Source organism: Halobacteriovorax sp. HLS, from assembly GCF_004006665.1.
In the GTDB taxonomy this organism is placed as follows: Bacteria; Bdellovibrionota; Bacteriovoracia; order Bacteriovoracales; family Bacteriovoracaceae; genus Halobacteriovorax.
In genome coordinates, this window is sequence record NZ_QOCL01000001.1 from 500,057 (window position 1) to 515,151 (window position 15,095).

The window sequence follows — 15,095 nt, forward strand, 5'->3', positions numbered from 1 at the left end:
TTAAATATTTACAATGTTTAAATTATTCTTCGCTAAAAACTTCTTGTCCATTAAAAGAAATGTATTTTGTGCTTTATTCTTTTTACGTACTTCAAAGTATATCTGCCCAAGACCGGTTGACCTTCTAACTCTGGTTTGTCCTATAACTTGATCAGCTTTAATTTTTTGTCCTTGCTTAAGTTTAGAAGAAAGGTCTCCAAGATAGATGGACCTTACTCCATCTCCATGATCTACCATGACAACATTACCATAATTAGCAAGTGTTCCTACGTGATTAACAACTCCGGCCAAAGTAGATTTTACAACTTGGCTATCTTTAAACTTAAATGTTATTCCTTTTTTCTGGTAATCAAGACCAGAGTAAGACTCAATTGGTGCTGAAAATTGTATATTTAAAGAAGGTTTTTCAGATTTAGCACTCTTGGCCATCTTTTTTTGTGAAATTTGTGACTTTATTGAAGAAAGCTTAGTTGCTAATTCTAGTTTATTCTTTTCGATACTAACATACTGAGCAGCATATTCTTTCTTTCTCTCTTCTAACTCTGATATGAATGTTAAAATCTCTCCCTCTTTTTGTTCAAAAGCAGCAAATCTCTTTTGCATCTGAGCAAGTTTATCCTTCTTAATTTTTACAATATTTTCTAAGCTTTGAAGCTTAATCAAACGCTTTTTTAGAACATCTGTGAATATTTTCTTACTCAAGATCTCCGAGCTAGTTTCTGTATTTGACATTGAATTTGCAACAACAGAACCTAAGACCTTCTTTGTTCTTACTTTCTCTTCATCTATTAAACTAAGGTATTTTTCAATTTTTTCAGAGCTAGTATAAATATTTGATTCAATTTTTCTTTTATTATCTAAGACTTCAATATAATTCTTATTTTTCTTACTTAATTTCTTTTCTAATAATATGATATTTGAGTTTATACGACTTAAGTTTCTCGAGCTTAATCTGATTTCATTTCTAACATCAGAGATATTAATACTTTTGGCATAAGCACCAGGCGAGAGACAAATTGTACCTAATAAAAAAACTAAAGCTAGCTTATTAGAAACTAATCCTGCCATTGAAGCGACCTCATTTGAAATGCTGTTGAAGCAAGCAATAGGACCAGCCCTAAGACCATACCTATTAAAGATAACTGACCGATACTTATAGTAAGTGCAAATGAAGTAATAAAAATTGTCATTGTAGCTAGAAGCATTACCTTTAGCCCAACCTTACTTCTTCTTTGAAACTTCTCAATTAGATATGAGCTCTTTTTAACTTGTACTGAAAAACCTACCGCGACAAGCGCCCAAATAATCACAAATGAGATGCTCACAACAAGAACACCCCACTCCCTAAATGTAGAAAATATTTGATTCTTTAATAATTGGCTTCTTGAAATACTTTTAGTCGCCCCTAAAGTAACATTAGAAGCTCCAACTAATCTTACAAGATAGTCTCTAATTAAGTTTTGACTTCTTGGCTGCAACCCTTGTTCTAATGAGATTTTTAATCCAACATAGTTCAAATCTAAGTCATCAAACTTCATCTGCAAATCAACTCCAGATAGAACACTCTTTACTTGAGATTGAATTTCTTCCTTACTAGAGAAACTTACTTTTTGTACCCCTGGCAACTCAAGAACTTTTCTAGAAATCCTTTGATGATTTTGATCTCCAGAAATAAGAGCATGAAAAGATGGTCCGCTATCAAGACTCAAGCTCGATTTAAAAATATAATTCTCAATACTAGAAAAGTTCATGGCACATAGAACCATAATCGATGTAGTAATAAAGAAAGCGCTTCCCCAAAAAGGGTGTCTTCTAACGTTTTGAATAAATAGATTTAAATAAAACATGCATGTCCTGAGTAAACTAACTTTCCTGCATCTAAGTGAACAATTCTTCCTGAGAATTGCTTCACAAGCTCTCTATTATGAGAAGCCCAAACCACAGTAAGTTTTCTTTTTACGTTATAAAGATTTAATATTTCAAATATTTTCCTAGCATTTTCAGCATCCAATGAACTTGTAGGCTCATCGCATACAATCACATCTGGTCTACTTAATAATGCTCTAACGATAGCGACCTTTTGCTTAAGTCCACCATTTGCATTTTTAATTTGAATATTTAGTCTATCAGTGATTCCGAGAATTCTAGATAGTTCATTAAGGTCTTTTTCAAAATCTTTACGTGAGCCGTAAAGTGATGGATCGTAAGAAAGCGACATATTCTCTTTACACGTCAGATTTCCCATAAGTCTAAGGTCTTGAAAAACTTGTGAGACAAATACTTTGGAGTTTGGTCTCTTAACTCTGCCGCTGGTAGGTTCAATGTCTCCAGCAAGTATTCTTAATAATGATGTTTTTCCTGCTCCAGAAGTTCCAGTAATGAAAACAATTTCACCTTTATCAATGCTAAGCTGAACATGACTTAAGGCCTTTATTGGACCAAATCCTAAAGAGATATCTTCTAAAAAGAATAAGTTATTATTTGAAACATGAATTTGTTTGTGGTTACCAAACGTTTTGTTTAACGAACTATTGATCATCCTGACCCATCCTTAATAACTTTCCAAATCATCCTAACTTGAAAACCATAAAACTATATGGCTACTATATTGTACCTAAGAGCTGAATTTTAGTAAAGAAACTCCTTGAGAAAAGAAACATTTTGAAAGAAATACTCTGGTATCATTTTGACCTTCTAGTTACTTAGATACCCTATCATGTCACTCTGGTATTCAAATTGAGAATATATTGAGTTAGTTTTTTTTCATGGAGTCCGTAAAATAGGTACATACAAATATAGAATAGAGGAATTTCTTATGCGAGTACTCATTGTTGATGATTCGAAGGCCATTTTTATGATGGTTTCACAGATGCTAGAAGAAAAAGGTCATGTTGGCATTTGGGCCGAGGATGGAGTTAAAGCAGTTGAGTACCTTCAGGAAAATAGTGATGTTGACGTAATTCTTTTGGACTGGAATATGCCAAATATGAATGGTCCTGAGTTTCTTGAAAAGAACTTAACTGACAGTTTCACTAAGACTCCCATTATTATGATGACAACAGAAAATAAGCCGGACTATATAAAGAAGGCTTTAAGTCTTGGAGCTGTTGAGTATATTATGAAGCCATTCACTAACGATATTCTATTTAACAAGTTCGAACTTGTAGATGAGATAGCATGAATCTTGCCGTAACTAAAGATGAGATTAGCAACACAGTTTTTAAGTTCTTTGCTGACTATATCTATAAACATTCAGGAATGGTTTACACAGATAAAGATTATTATCGACTTGAAACAAGACTAAGATCGCTAGTTAAGATCTTTGAAGTTGAAGCTGTTGATGATCTATATAAGAAGTTTCAGGGTCCAATTAGTCCTGATATGCATACCGTACTTATTAATATATCAACTAATAATGAAACTTATTTTTTCAGAGATAAGAGACCTTTTAGTATTCTTACCAATGAACTTCTTCCGATAATTATGGAAAATAAGAAGATGGCACCTATTTCTATTTGGAGTGCTGCCTCTTCTACTGGACAAGAGATCTATTCAATAATTATGCAAATCAAAGAAAAAATTCCTGAGCTCATCCCGAGGCTCGTCATTGATGCTTCAGATATTTCTACAGATGCCCTAGCAAAAGCAAAAAAAGGAAACTACAACGGTCTTGATGTGCAAAGAGGTTTACCAATAACAACTCTTATGAAGTACTTTGAGCAGCAAGAAGATGAAAGCTGGCAAATTGCCCCAGAGCTTTCTAGAATACCAAATTTCTTTGAATTTAACTTACTGACTGGGAGTTTTCCTCTCATGAGGTATGATATAATCTTCTGCCGCAACGTATTAATATATCAAAATATGGAAAATAAGCAGAAAATTGTTAGTAAACTTTATGAAAGCTTACGGCCTGGAGGATTCCTCGTACTAGGAAATGGTGAGAGTTTTATAGGACTTGAGACCGATTTCCAAAGAGAAACTTACGATAATCTAACTGTTTACGCAAAGAAGGCCTAAAACGCCTCTCCCCTTGAATTGAGCCTTCCAACTATGATAGAAATTTATAGAACAAAGTTGGGAGGTCATATGACGACATTTTGGAATATAGAGAAAAACCTTTTTATAAATACAAGGGTTAAAAACTATCATAATAAATTTCAAAAACTTGGATACTACGACATTGTCTTTGTTGAAATTGATGAGCAAGGAAATCCAGTCTTAAATGAAGACCAAATGTCTTATAATGCATTTACGACAAAAGAATTAGCTACTCGTGTGCAGTCTACTCATGATTTATCTCAAATCACACTAGATCAATTTTCAATTCCTAATATAATTATTAACTTAAGACCCTACATGCTTGGAGACTTAGTTTTCAGTCTGTGTGACTCTAAAAAAATTAAGTCAATTAAAATTAACCCTGTTCTTATTCTTGAAGAGAACAAGAAACTATTACTTCATGAAGAAGTTATTATCATTCCTATTAAGGATAAATTAACAGAGAAGTTCATGTTAACTTCTCCGGAAGAGGCAATGGCACTTCTTGCTCTAAACCCTGTTGATCAAAAGAGAATGGGTATGGAGATGGTATTTTATTGTCTTACAAATAAAAACCTATCCGAAAATATTGAAGATCGTGCCGCAGTACTAGGACAGAAAATAGAAGAACTATCATTTATCTCGCCCAGAGTTCCTATCAAAAAAGGAAGTGGTTCTCTATTATGTGTAATCCTTAACCTAGAAAGTACGATGGAAGAAATAGCGTTTATCAGAAACTACAAAACTCTTGATGAACATAGCAATATTATTTTTGTAACAAGTGATTTAAAAATTAAAACGGGAGATCTCCACCAAATCAATTATGATGGAGAATCAATCGACACTATCTTTGGACCAATAATTAATTGGCAAAGAAGCCAAGGTCTTGAGCACAGAGCTAAGCTCTAGCTCTCAATTAGGCCTGCATCCACTAATATTTTGTGCGCCGACTCTGAGCAAAAGACGTTCGGCGTATAATTCATCTTCTTGTGGAGACTAGAAATAACAGAATTCTCTACATCGGCCAATAGTTTTATATCACCATTTTCATAACTAATTTTTACCGGATCTCTCTCTAGGAGAAGATTCGCAGTTGTTCCACCTTTGGCTATAGCTTTAGGAGACTTTACATAAATTATATCTTTTTTAGGAAGGTCAGGAAGAATCCAATCTTTCGAACTTCCATTTTTAGTAAGATAATCCTGAAGCTCTTTAACTTTTTGCTGGGCCTTTTTAACAATTTTTTCGTTATCAGATACTCTATCTTGATCAAAGAGAATCTGCTTAAATTCATGACAACGGATGGTCTTTGCACCCTTCTCTAGTAAAAGTGTCATGGCCATATCTTTAATATCAGGAACACTATCTAAGTCTCCATTGGCCAGATGCTTTTGAACTAAATTTATAAAGTAGCTATCATTGAATCCATAAAACTTCATCGGCTCATTAGAAATCATATCTAATAAGTCGCTATATCTATAGATATATCCTTTCTCTAAAAAGTGAAAAGTTAATCTCTCTGCGATAGCATCATACTTTGATCCTCTAGGAGATCTAATCACCTGAGAATACCAAGCAAATCTAGACATTAAAAAATCTTCTACACAATGAAGAGCATTATGTCTTATGGCCAAAATATCATGCTTTTCGACCGTTCTAACTTCAAAGTGGTGAAGTAAATAATCTCTATCATATGCACCATATTTAAGACCGGTATAGTGTGCGTCTCTAAGAAGGTAGTCCATTCTATCGCAATCAATCTCAGAGTGAAGAATTTGGTTAGCTAGTATTGAAGGATCGACACCTTTCACAAGATCTGAAATAGTTTGTGGGTCTAATCCATACTTTTTTAAAATATGAGTAATACCACCTTCATAGTCTGTATTTTTGATGATAAATGAGCCAAGGTTTTCATGGTCATCCTTTAGACCTTTACCACCTTTAGTATTTGTTGTTTCTCCAAAAGTAATATATGCAGCTTCAGTAGTATGTGAGAAAACAAAAGTTCCAAGATCATGGAGCAAGGCCCCTATACGAAGAGATTTATGATATATAGCCTCTTTAGTTAAGCAGCTAGGGTCCATTAAGTCCGAATCTGATACGCCTCTTTCTATTGATTGAAGAATCTTATGTGCATTGAACATAACACCGATTGAGTGTCCAAAACGAGAGTGCTCAGCTCCAGGGAAAACGTAACAACTAAATCCAAGTTGCTTTATCCAACGTAGTCTTTGATAAAATGGTGAGTGAATTATTTCATATTCAACGGGAGTTAATTTGATGAATCCATATATAGGGTCGAAAACGACTCTTCCCTTCATTTCTACATCCATGTATGTCCTAGGGAGAAAAGCCGACTAAGAAGTCGGCTAACTTATTATTGTAATTTTTTGCTTTTTCTTTTCTTTCTAACTTTCTTCTTACTTTTGTTTAGCTGAGAAACAATAGTAGTAAAAATAAGCTTTGCTTCTCTTCTAAGGCCACTCTCATGAACAAATCTATAGAAGTTTTCTACATCAGCTGAGCTTCTAAAGTTTCTAACGCCTTTTCCTTCAGTTACTTCAGTATTAGTAATCGTTGTAGCTGTCATGTTTTCTCCTTAAATCGGAATAATTAGCCTCAGGCCATAAGCTTGAGGCGAATTAAAATGATACTTAGTATAATGTAATAATACAAATTTAATTTTTACTCACTGCGCCGGTATTAAGCTTCTTTTGGTTCAATCATTCCGTATGAGTGAAGCTTATTATAAAGTGTCTTAACTGTTATCCCTAAAGTCTTGGCAGTCTTTGTTTTATTTCCACCAAGGTACTCTAGTGTGTGGCAGATATGTTTCTTTTCTAATTCATCAAGAGTCATCTCTGAGAATTCAATTACTTTATCATCTTTTACCACTTCTACCTTTTCAGCTTCAGATACTGATTCTGATAAGTGGTCTTTACCGATGATCATTCCATCAGAAAGAATGAAGGCCCTTTCCATTACAGATTGAAGCTCTCTAACATTTCCTGGCCAGTGGTAATCTTGAAGAGAACTCAAGGCACCTGGAGATAAAGATTTCTGTGCATCAGTATTTTTTCCATTATTTAAGAAGAATGAAGCTAGTAGTTCAATATCTTCTGTTCTCTCTCTTAAAGAAGGAACTCTTAATGACATTGTATTTAGAGCATAGAAGAGATCTTCTCTAAATAATCCATTTTGCACTAACTCAGAGAAGTCTTTTGCACTAGAAGCAATTATTCTCACATCAGCTCTATAAGGAACTTGTCCTCTTACACGAAATGCCATTTTTTCACTAATAAATTTAATTAACTTTGACTGAATTACTAATGGCATTGACTCGATATTATTAATAAAGAGTGTTCCATTATTTGCTTGCTCTAAAAGACCTGGTCTTGCTATAGACGAGAAATCTCTCGCTTCTTCACCAAACATCTCTACTTCTAACTGAACTTCATTTAAAGCTGAACAATCAATTGAAATAAAAGCACCTTCTTTACGAGGACTTCTACAATGAACTCTTCTCGCAACCATTTCTTTTCCTGTACCCGATTCTCCGACAATTAACGTAGACACATTCGCGCACGCCACTCTATCAGTTATTGCAATAAGATCTTTCATTGATTGAGATTTACCAATAATATCTTTTTCTTGAATTTTATATGTGTCACTTACGTTAACACTTGATTTGCTCTGCTCTAGCTCTTTTTCTTTCGCTTCAATTTGTCTTGAAAGAGACTCATTTAAGAACTTTGCAGAAAGGTAAATTTTCATATTTCTAATTGGTTTTTGTATTTGCTCTAAAATCTCTAATACACAAGTTATGTCTTCTCTAGAAAATACTCTTTCTTCAGTATTAGATTGAATATGTAGAGTTCCAATCATGAAACCATCACAACCTACTGGAACACAAAGCTCTGCTAATGCATCACCATTATCTGTTGTAGAAAAAAGTGGATCTCTAGTGATTGAGTTTGAAAAATAAGACTTCTTTGTTCTTAGAACATGACCAGCTATTCCAGCACCTTTTTCTAAGACAACACCATTTTCAATTGATTTGTTATTTTCTGCTACAAGAACACAAGAACCGTTCTCTCTAGCTCTAAATACTTTTACATTATCAACATTCATTACATCATTAAGACATTTTGAGATTTCAGAAAAGAACACTTGCTCATCAAGAGTTGATAGTAATATAGACGAAAGTTCTTCAATTCTTGTAGAGTTTTTAGCCAGTATCTCACCCATTGTTAATCTCCTAGTCAGTTTGATTGTAATTAAAACTTTATTACACTAAGCGTTATCTAGGAAAATAATACAATGCGTCTGAACTTTTTACAAGACTAAAATACTCGGTTGTTTAAAAAAAATACAGAAATATCGTAATTATAAGGACTTAGTCCATCTAGGAGTTATACAATTTCCGAAATTTTCGGTGATCGACCCTATAATTTCTCCATCATTGTCCATAATGTATATATTTTGTACGGCCTTAGATCGTGAAATAACCCTCTGACTAGAAAAAGCAATAAACTGTCCATCATTTGAATAGGTAGGATCCTCATTTGAGCCAAAATCTTTAGTTAACCTAGCTAAATTATTACCGTTAGCATCAAGCCTGAATATATCAAAACGAGTGTCTAACCATGAGCTGAAGGCGATCTGATCACCCTCAGGTGTAAAGCGTGGAGTTGCATTAAACTTCCCTACATAGCTTATGCGCGTAACCTTTCTAGTGGCCATATCCATTGTGTAAATCATTGGCTTCCCCCCTCTTCCTGAGAGAAATGTCATCAATGTTCCGTCTTTATTAATAGATGGGTCTACATCTGGTGAATAATGATTAGTTAGTCTTGTAAGCGCCTTAGTCTTTAAGTTCATTATATAAATTTCAGCATTTCCAGTATGACTGAGTGTTAAAAGAATAGACTCATTATCTGGCATAAAAACTGCTCCAGAATTAATTCCTTTTCTACTTGAAATAAGGGATGTCTTATTAGTTTCTAAATCGAGAACATATAAATTGATATTCTTATTCTTATCTACGCCATCTTTTATTAAAGAATAAAGAACCTTAGATCCATCATTAGAAATGGCAGGAGAGATAACAACGCCTTTATGAAAAGTTAGCCTCCTTTTCTGGCCTCCATCAAAATCCATTAAATATAACTCTTTAACAGGGTTCTTTTTTGATCCGTGTCTATCTGTAACAAATAATATCTTGGATTTAAAAATAGACTCTTTTCCAGTTATTTCTTTATACGTGTAATGAGAAAACTCATGACCAATATCTCTTGCACTATCTCTAATATCGTAATCTTGTTGGATTAGAATTTTTTTCTTATTAATATCGTGGGCGGTAATAGAAACTCTAAGCCCTGTAGGAAGCTCTCTAAATACTCCTGTTACAAAATAATTAACAGACTCAGAATCATAATTAATATCTGCAGAGTTAATTGAGCGTAGTTCTGTTTCAACCGAGAACACTTTTTGATAAAATGAAAAATCATTTCTTACGGTATTCATTACCTCTTTGGCAATATCTCTATTTTTATTAGATATTGAACCTTGAGTAATTGCACTAGAAACAGCGACTTTCGATTGTTCCAGTTCTGCTTTACCAACAGCAACAATATTTAACTGAGCATTCACTCCAAATGATAAAAGTACTAATACCATTACTATAATTTTATTCACAATACTCTCCTAAAGCGGAAAGCCTAAAACGATCTCGCCGTTAAGGGCATTCAGCTTATTTTCAGCAGGAACTGTCGGAAAAGGAGATGAAAGTTGAACAGCTTTTAGTGCCCTTTCATCAAACTCTTTCTCCCCGCTTGATTCATAGATTTCGGCCTTTAATAAAGTACCATTCTCTTTTATAAAAATTCTTATTCTACACTGTAGATCGCGTCCAAGCAGATATCCTGGCAACTTCCAATGCACTCTTACGTGTGAAGGTAAAGAAGACATATATGCAGTAAAGCCAGTCATATCAACATTAGCTGAACCAGTTCCAGAGATAGCAACCCCCTTGGAGACTCTATTTCCTTCTGCAACGAGGTTTTTTAGTGTATTCGAATCTATATTTAGACCATTACGACTACCTTTCTTCTCTTTTTTCTTAACTTGTTTAGTTTTCTTAACTTCTTTATTAGATAGATCTTTCATCATATCGAGAAAGCTTGCTTTTTTTACTTTCTTTTCTAATACAACATCATCTTTTTCTATAACTTCTTTAACAACTTCTTTCTTTTCAATAACTGCTGTTTCAGATCCCTTAGAGATTTGTGGAAGTGCCTTTAATTCTTTTAAAGTCATTTTAGGCATTGCTACGACATCGACTCTAACGGAAGATTCTACTAATTTCATATTAAAATCTTTAGTTGCATTTATTTGATCATGAAAAAGTTTACCAATGAGTAAAAATAATAGAAACAGGCTTACATGAAAGAAGAAACTCCAACTAAAATAATACTTAAATGATTTATTTTCTAAAGTCTTTGTAATCATTTTTTTTCATCTATTTCTGTTACAAGTGCTACTTTAACAATCCCGGCCCTTTTTAAAAATGACATCAAAGAAGCAACTTTACCATATTGAACGGAGTAGTCGGCGCGTAGAAATAGTGTTTCAGTTTTATTTTTTTTAAATAAACTCTTAACTTCGCTAACTATTTCATCACGTAAAAATTTATCACTTCCAATATACATGTCCCCACTGGCCGTATAAGAAAGGATTACTTGAGATGTTGAAAGATTAATTGGGTTTACTTCTTTCGTCTTTGGTAAATCCAGCTTTATCCCATTCAGCATTAAAGGAGCTGTGATCATAAAAATAACTAGCAAAACTAGCATTACATCTACTAGAGGTGTAACATTTATTTCAGAGATCGCACCTTTTTTATTTCCTACATTGAAAGCCATACTTACCTACTTAGCTAAAGTTCTTTCCACTACATTTAAAAACTCTTGTCCAAAGCTTTCCATTTCTGATTGAACAATAGCATTCGAATTATTAAACTTATTATAGAACCATACAGCTGGAATGGCCGCAACCAGACCAATCGCAGTGGCGACAAGGGCTTCAGCAATACCTGGAGCAACAGCATCTAAAGTTGCCCCGCCCCCAGCAAGACCTGTAAATGAACCAATGATTCCCCATACAGTACCAAAAAGGCCAATAAATGGAGACACAGAACCAATACTTGCAAGAGTAGCTAATGATCTCTCAAGCTCAACATTTACCTCATGAACACCTTTCTTTAATCCTCTTTCAAGAGAATGCAATCCATATTTAGAAAAATGATCTTCTAATCGAGAATTATCATTACCAAGGTTTTCCTTTAGTTTCGATAATTCGGTATATCCATTGATAAATAGAGACCTATAAGGTGAAAATGGAAGTGCTTGGCAACTATGCATGACATCAGATAGACTCTTAGCGCTCTTGTAGGCATCAAGAAAGTCTCTGTTATTTTCATTAAGCTCCGCTAACAATTTCTTTTTCTTTAAAACTATTGCCCAAGAAACTATTGAAGCAAAGACTAGTGCTAAAAGTACTCCTTTAACAACTGGTCCCCCATCTAATAAAATTTGTAAAATATTTAACTCTGTTGAACTCAAAATTCACTCCTTAAGTTTTAACTATTCATTATTAGTATTTTATACTGTTAAAATAAAGCTGCAACCGAAAGACGATTATGCCTTAGCGAACTTATCAAGAATTTTAGACTGGCAAAAATTAATATACAAAAATGAGACAAAGAATAAAGTCAGATATACAACAAAGTGAGAAACGTCGTTGGCCACAAAGTACGAATAATCATTTCCCCAAATAAAATCAATTCCTAAAAAAGAGATCATAGGACAAACACAAAGAGTCAAATAAGTGAATGAATAACTCCAATTTAGACGCTTCCAAAAAGTTAATCGTATTAGTATAGCGTGATAGAGAAGAAGCGAAAACTCAGCATAATCAGAATATATAAATACTTTAGAATTTAATAAGAACATTAAAGAAATAAACAGCAGACTCGCAATAATACGTTTTTTCTTACTCATTGGATAAATTCTATGGATAAATGCGAGAAGGATGATGTCGCATCCGAGATAAATAAATGAACCAATAAATGACGAAAACACCTTAGAAAACTCAAAACTAACTTTATTTGCAAAGACAGGACGAAAAGAAAGAACTACAAAAAAAAGTGTAAAAGCAATAAGAGCAAAGAGCCTCTTGTCAGGCATCACAAAGTTATTAACAAAAAAGTCTCTTAAGGGTCTTCGTGAAATTGACCTTATTGAGACAAATTTAAATAATACAAAGAAAGAAATAATCTTAACTAAGGAAGCAATCTCCCACCCTTGGTCTTGATTCCAATTTTGGACAACAGTTAAAGTATGGTCTAGCTGCAAGTGAAAGAATGTTATAGTAGAAGAAGTTAATAAGTAAACTGCCCAACAAATTGCGAAGTACGATAGCATATAAACCACATGCATAATCAAAACTTCTTTATTCTTCTGAGTCTCTCGTTGCTTAATCATTATTAGGTGTTAACCAGTTAATTTGCAGCTCTGGTGAAGGGTAGATTTTGTTATACTTATCATAGAAAACATTTTCTTTTACAAGCTTGTCGATCTTTCTAAGCAAAGAAAAATATGAATTCCAAAGTTTCATATTATTCTTTAAAACCCTTTCCATGTCTTTAGTAACAGCAAATTGTTGCTTAAAATTAAAACCTGTCGAAAAAATTACGTCATCATACTTTTTTAATATATCTTTTACTATTTGAGGATTGACTTTTTTACCATGAAAATTAGTTCCTAACACACTAGTTAATTCCTTAGTCGTTACCATTTCATGAAAATATCTTTTTTCGATTCGTAAGTAATCTTCAAGTAGCAGTGTAGATATTTCTAGTTTCGACAAATCCATTGTTCTAATAAATGGAACTGATAGAAGAAATAGAATTTCATTCTTTCTATAAGGCAGAGAAAAGTGAGTAATATTTGGTGAGTCCACAAGAAGAATTTTGAATTTAACTTCATAGTATCCAAGTTCTTCTAGATAGCGTTTAAATGAATCTTCCAATCCGTAATCAGGCTTTTTCATATCCCATTTTAAAATTGGTGCATTCTTAACAATCCAATACTCACTCATGAAAGGCCAAAAATCATGCTCCGTGGGATAGTTAAACCTAGAAACATTCTTTTCAAGTCTTTTTTTCTTCTTAGCTAATGCCTCAAGAGACTTTTTCTTAGCTTGGGCCTCAAGTCCATCACTCTTTATAACATCTTTAATTTTTGAAAAATCAACAAGCTCGCTTTCTAATTCCTCTTTAGACTTTTTAGGTTCTTGAGCAAGCGAAAGATTTAATAGCGTAAGAAATATTATTATGAGCTTCATTATCTAACTCTCGATTTACCAGTTACATACTGATCATAAAGTTTTCCCCAGTAAAACATTTCATTTATACTGATATCGACACTATCGTAGAACTTAGGGTAATTATCTTGAAAGCACTCGCCTTTTTTTGAACTTAATTGTATAGCGTTCATATAGCCATCATAAGCACCTACTTTAACTAAGTGCCATGTTCTATTAAATAGTATTCTTACGGAGTCACCTTTTTTTGAGACTTTTTTATAAACTTTCACAGGGTGTCCACATTCAACAGTAGTCATATAATTTGAATACTTTGATGGATTCTTATGAACTTGAGCAAATAAGGATTTTACATACATAACCTTATCTAAGACATCCTTGTCTTGAGCGGAGATACTGGATGAAAGAAATAATAAACTTATAAGTATTTTAACCTTCACTAGACCTTCCATCGAAATTGAATTGTTTCCCATGAGTAGCATTGAGGACATCTCCAAAAAATTTCATCCGAATTATAGCCACATTCATTGCAATAATGCTTAGTAAGAGATTGGTGAAAAGTATTTAAGAAGTCTTTAGTAAACTTCACTACTTCCTCGCTCTTATTTAAATCAATTAATAACTTTATATATTCACTATAAATTGCTTGTGAGGTATGTGGATGACTTGTCACCCAAGGAGTCATAATAGAGTAAGCTTTTTCAATTTCATTTTTAGATTTAAGTGCTCGTACTTTAGAAAGAATAACTGAAGGAGAACTCATCATATCAGCGTCATCGAGTTCGAGAAAGTAATCCTTTAACATTAAAAGTCTAGCCTGATACTCATCTTGATCTGCAATTTCACCTTTAAAACCTTCTTCTAGTGACTCAAAAATAAAAGATGCATACATTGGATGCTCTTTAAGCAGCTCTAGTAAAGAAAACTTCGACTGCTCCAGGTCTCCATCGTGTAGTTGAATTCTAAGTCTAAGAATCTTCGCGGAAACTGAAGGAGCAAAACGAAATGCATCTTCTAGATCCTCTCTACTTTTTGCAAAGTCCCCTCTTTCAAAGAATGTTTTCGCTTTTTGCACAAGTATATGTGAGATTGTCTCTGCTTGATTATTGTGGCCAACTTTAGAGAGCATTATTCTATAATGATAAGCCTGATCCCAGTCTTCTATATCTTCATAAATTCTACAAAGAGATTGAATAACTTCAAATTGGTCTCTATTTATTTTCAATACGTCTTTATAAGTTTCTACGGCCTTATCAACAAAACCACCCTTATCAAAATCTACAGCAAGCTCCTTTAGTGCTCTCAATCTATGTGATTCTGATATATTCTCTCTGGCTATAAGAGAGCGATGGATACTTATCGCCTTTTCAATTTCACCATTACTCCTAAATAGTCCACCTAAAGCAAAGTAAGTTTCAATAGTTTCTCTATTAATATCAACAGCATTTAAAAATTCTTTAATTGCCAGATCTTTATTACCTGAAATCAGATACTGAGTCGCATTTAGAAAGACTTTGGACTGAGCTTCATAAATTGAATTTCTATATCTTTTAGAAAGTTTTACTCCAGTATCTTTTTCCACTAGATAATGAAAGAAGAGAATAATCATTATGACGACAGCAACTATCGCCAATAAGTATTCTTGAATCCAGTTTATATATATTTCCAAATTG

General features: G+C 33.5%; 17 protein-coding genes. 3 read left to right on the top strand and 14 right to left on the bottom strand.

The window, feature by feature from the left end:
- Genes DPQ89_RS02465 through DPQ89_RS02475 form a run of 3 tightly spaced genes read right to left on the bottom strand, consistent with a single transcriptional unit; the run spans nt 1 to nt 2,539 of the window.
- Nucleotides 1-1,068, bottom strand: coding sequence for a murein hydrolase activator EnvC (locus DPQ89_RS02465; RefSeq protein ID WP_127714824.1), 1,068 nt, complete (start codon nt 1,066-1,068; stop codon nt 1-3).
- A complete protein-coding gene (locus DPQ89_RS02470; protein WP_127714826.1) occupies nt 1,056-1,847 on the bottom strand; it encodes a hypothetical protein in 792 nt (263 codons plus the stop codon). Before DPQ89_RS02470 ends, DPQ89_RS02465 begins: the two co-directional genes overlap by 13 nt.
- Entirely contained in the window at nt 1,835-2,539 is a 705-nt protein-coding gene (locus DPQ89_RS02475) for an ATP-binding cassette domain-containing protein (protein ID WP_127714828.1), read from the bottom strand. The genes DPQ89_RS02470 and DPQ89_RS02475 overlap by 13 nt, the downstream gene beginning before the upstream one ends.
- Nucleotides 2,540-2,815: 276 nt before the next feature.
- Between DPQ89_RS02475 and DPQ89_RS02480 the strand changes: the two genes are divergently transcribed.
- The 3 genes from DPQ89_RS02480 (at nt 2,816) to DPQ89_RS02490 (ending at nt 4,947) form a co-directional block, all read left to right on the top strand.
- Nucleotides 2,816-3,181, top strand: coding sequence for a response regulator (locus tag DPQ89_RS02480; RefSeq protein ID WP_127714830.1), 366 nt, complete (start codon nt 2,816-2,818; stop codon nt 3,179-3,181).
- Entirely contained in the window at nt 3,178-4,017 is an 840-nt protein-coding gene (locus tag DPQ89_RS02485; protein WP_127714832.1) for a protein-glutamate O-methyltransferase CheR, read from the top strand. The genes DPQ89_RS02480 and DPQ89_RS02485 overlap by 4 nt, the downstream gene beginning before the upstream one ends.
- Before the next feature lie 69 nt (nt 4,018-4,086).
- A complete protein-coding gene (locus tag DPQ89_RS02490; protein ID WP_127714834.1) occupies nt 4,087-4,947 on the top strand; it encodes a hypothetical protein in 861 nt (286 codons plus the stop codon).
- Here DPQ89_RS02490 and DPQ89_RS02495 read toward each other — a convergent pair.
- The 11 genes from DPQ89_RS02495 to DPQ89_RS02545 all read right to left on the bottom strand — a co-directional run bounded on the left by DPQ89_RS02495 (nt 4,944) and on the right by DPQ89_RS02545 (nt 15,091).
- Nucleotides 4,944-6,371: an HD domain-containing protein gene (locus DPQ89_RS02495; RefSeq protein ID WP_127714836.1), complete on the bottom strand. Its 1,428-nt coding sequence runs from the start codon at nt 6,369-6,371 to the stop codon at nt 4,944-4,946. The genes DPQ89_RS02490 and DPQ89_RS02495 overlap by 4 nt on opposite strands.
- Nucleotides 6,372-6,415: 44 nt before the next feature.
- Nucleotides 6,416-6,628 (bottom strand): hypothetical protein, encoded by a 213-nt coding sequence (locus tag DPQ89_RS02500; protein ID WP_127714838.1) that lies wholly within the window; start codon nt 6,626-6,628, stop codon nt 6,416-6,418.
- 113 nt (nt 6,629-6,741) lie between these two features.
- Nucleotides 6,742-8,286 (bottom strand): sigma-54-dependent Fis family transcriptional regulator, encoded by a 1,545-nt coding sequence (locus DPQ89_RS02505; RefSeq protein ID WP_127714840.1) that lies wholly within the window; start codon nt 8,284-8,286, stop codon nt 6,742-6,744.
- Between the two features lie 138 nt (nt 8,287-8,424).
- Complete coding sequence (locus DPQ89_RS02510) at nt 8,425-9,735, bottom strand: PD40 domain-containing protein (protein ID WP_127714842.1); 1,311 nt, start codon at nt 9,733-9,735, stop codon at nt 8,425-8,427.
- A 9-nt stretch (nt 9,736-9,744) separates the two neighbouring features.
- Complete coding sequence (locus tag DPQ89_RS02515; protein WP_127714844.1) at nt 9,745-10,548, bottom strand: TonB family protein; 804 nt, start codon at nt 10,546-10,548, stop codon at nt 9,745-9,747.
- Nucleotides 10,545-10,961: a biopolymer transporter ExbD gene (locus tag DPQ89_RS02520; RefSeq protein ID WP_127714846.1), complete on the bottom strand. Its 417-nt coding sequence runs from the start codon at nt 10,959-10,961 to the stop codon at nt 10,545-10,547. The genes DPQ89_RS02515 and DPQ89_RS02520 overlap by 4 nt, the downstream gene beginning before the upstream one ends.
- Before the next feature lie 6 nt (nt 10,962-10,967).
- Nucleotides 10,968-11,660, bottom strand: coding sequence for a MotA/TolQ/ExbB proton channel family protein (locus tag DPQ89_RS02525; RefSeq protein ID WP_127714848.1), 693 nt, complete (start codon nt 11,658-11,660; stop codon nt 10,968-10,970).
- A 75-nt stretch (nt 11,661-11,735) separates the two neighbouring features.
- On the bottom strand, nt 11,736-12,581 hold the full coding sequence (locus DPQ89_RS02530; protein ID WP_127714850.1) for a hypothetical protein: 846 nt from the start codon (nt 12,579-12,581) through the stop codon (nt 11,736-11,738).
- A complete protein-coding gene (locus tag DPQ89_RS02535; RefSeq protein ID WP_127714851.1) occupies nt 12,574-13,443 on the bottom strand; it encodes a hypothetical protein in 870 nt (289 codons plus the stop codon). The genes DPQ89_RS02530 and DPQ89_RS02535 overlap by 8 nt, the downstream gene beginning before the upstream one ends.
- A complete protein-coding gene (locus DPQ89_RS02540; protein ID WP_127714853.1) occupies nt 13,443-13,862 on the bottom strand; it encodes a hypothetical protein in 420 nt (139 codons plus the stop codon). Before DPQ89_RS02540 ends, DPQ89_RS02535 begins: the two co-directional genes overlap by 1 nt.
- The gene (locus DPQ89_RS02545; protein ID WP_127714855.1) at nt 13,862-15,091 is read right to left on the bottom strand and encodes a hypothetical protein; all 1,230 of its coding nucleotides are present in this window, start codon (nt 15,089-15,091) and stop codon (nt 13,862-13,864) included. Before DPQ89_RS02545 ends, DPQ89_RS02540 begins: the two co-directional genes overlap by 1 nt.
- Between the last annotated feature and the right edge of the window lie 4 nt (nt 15,092-15,095).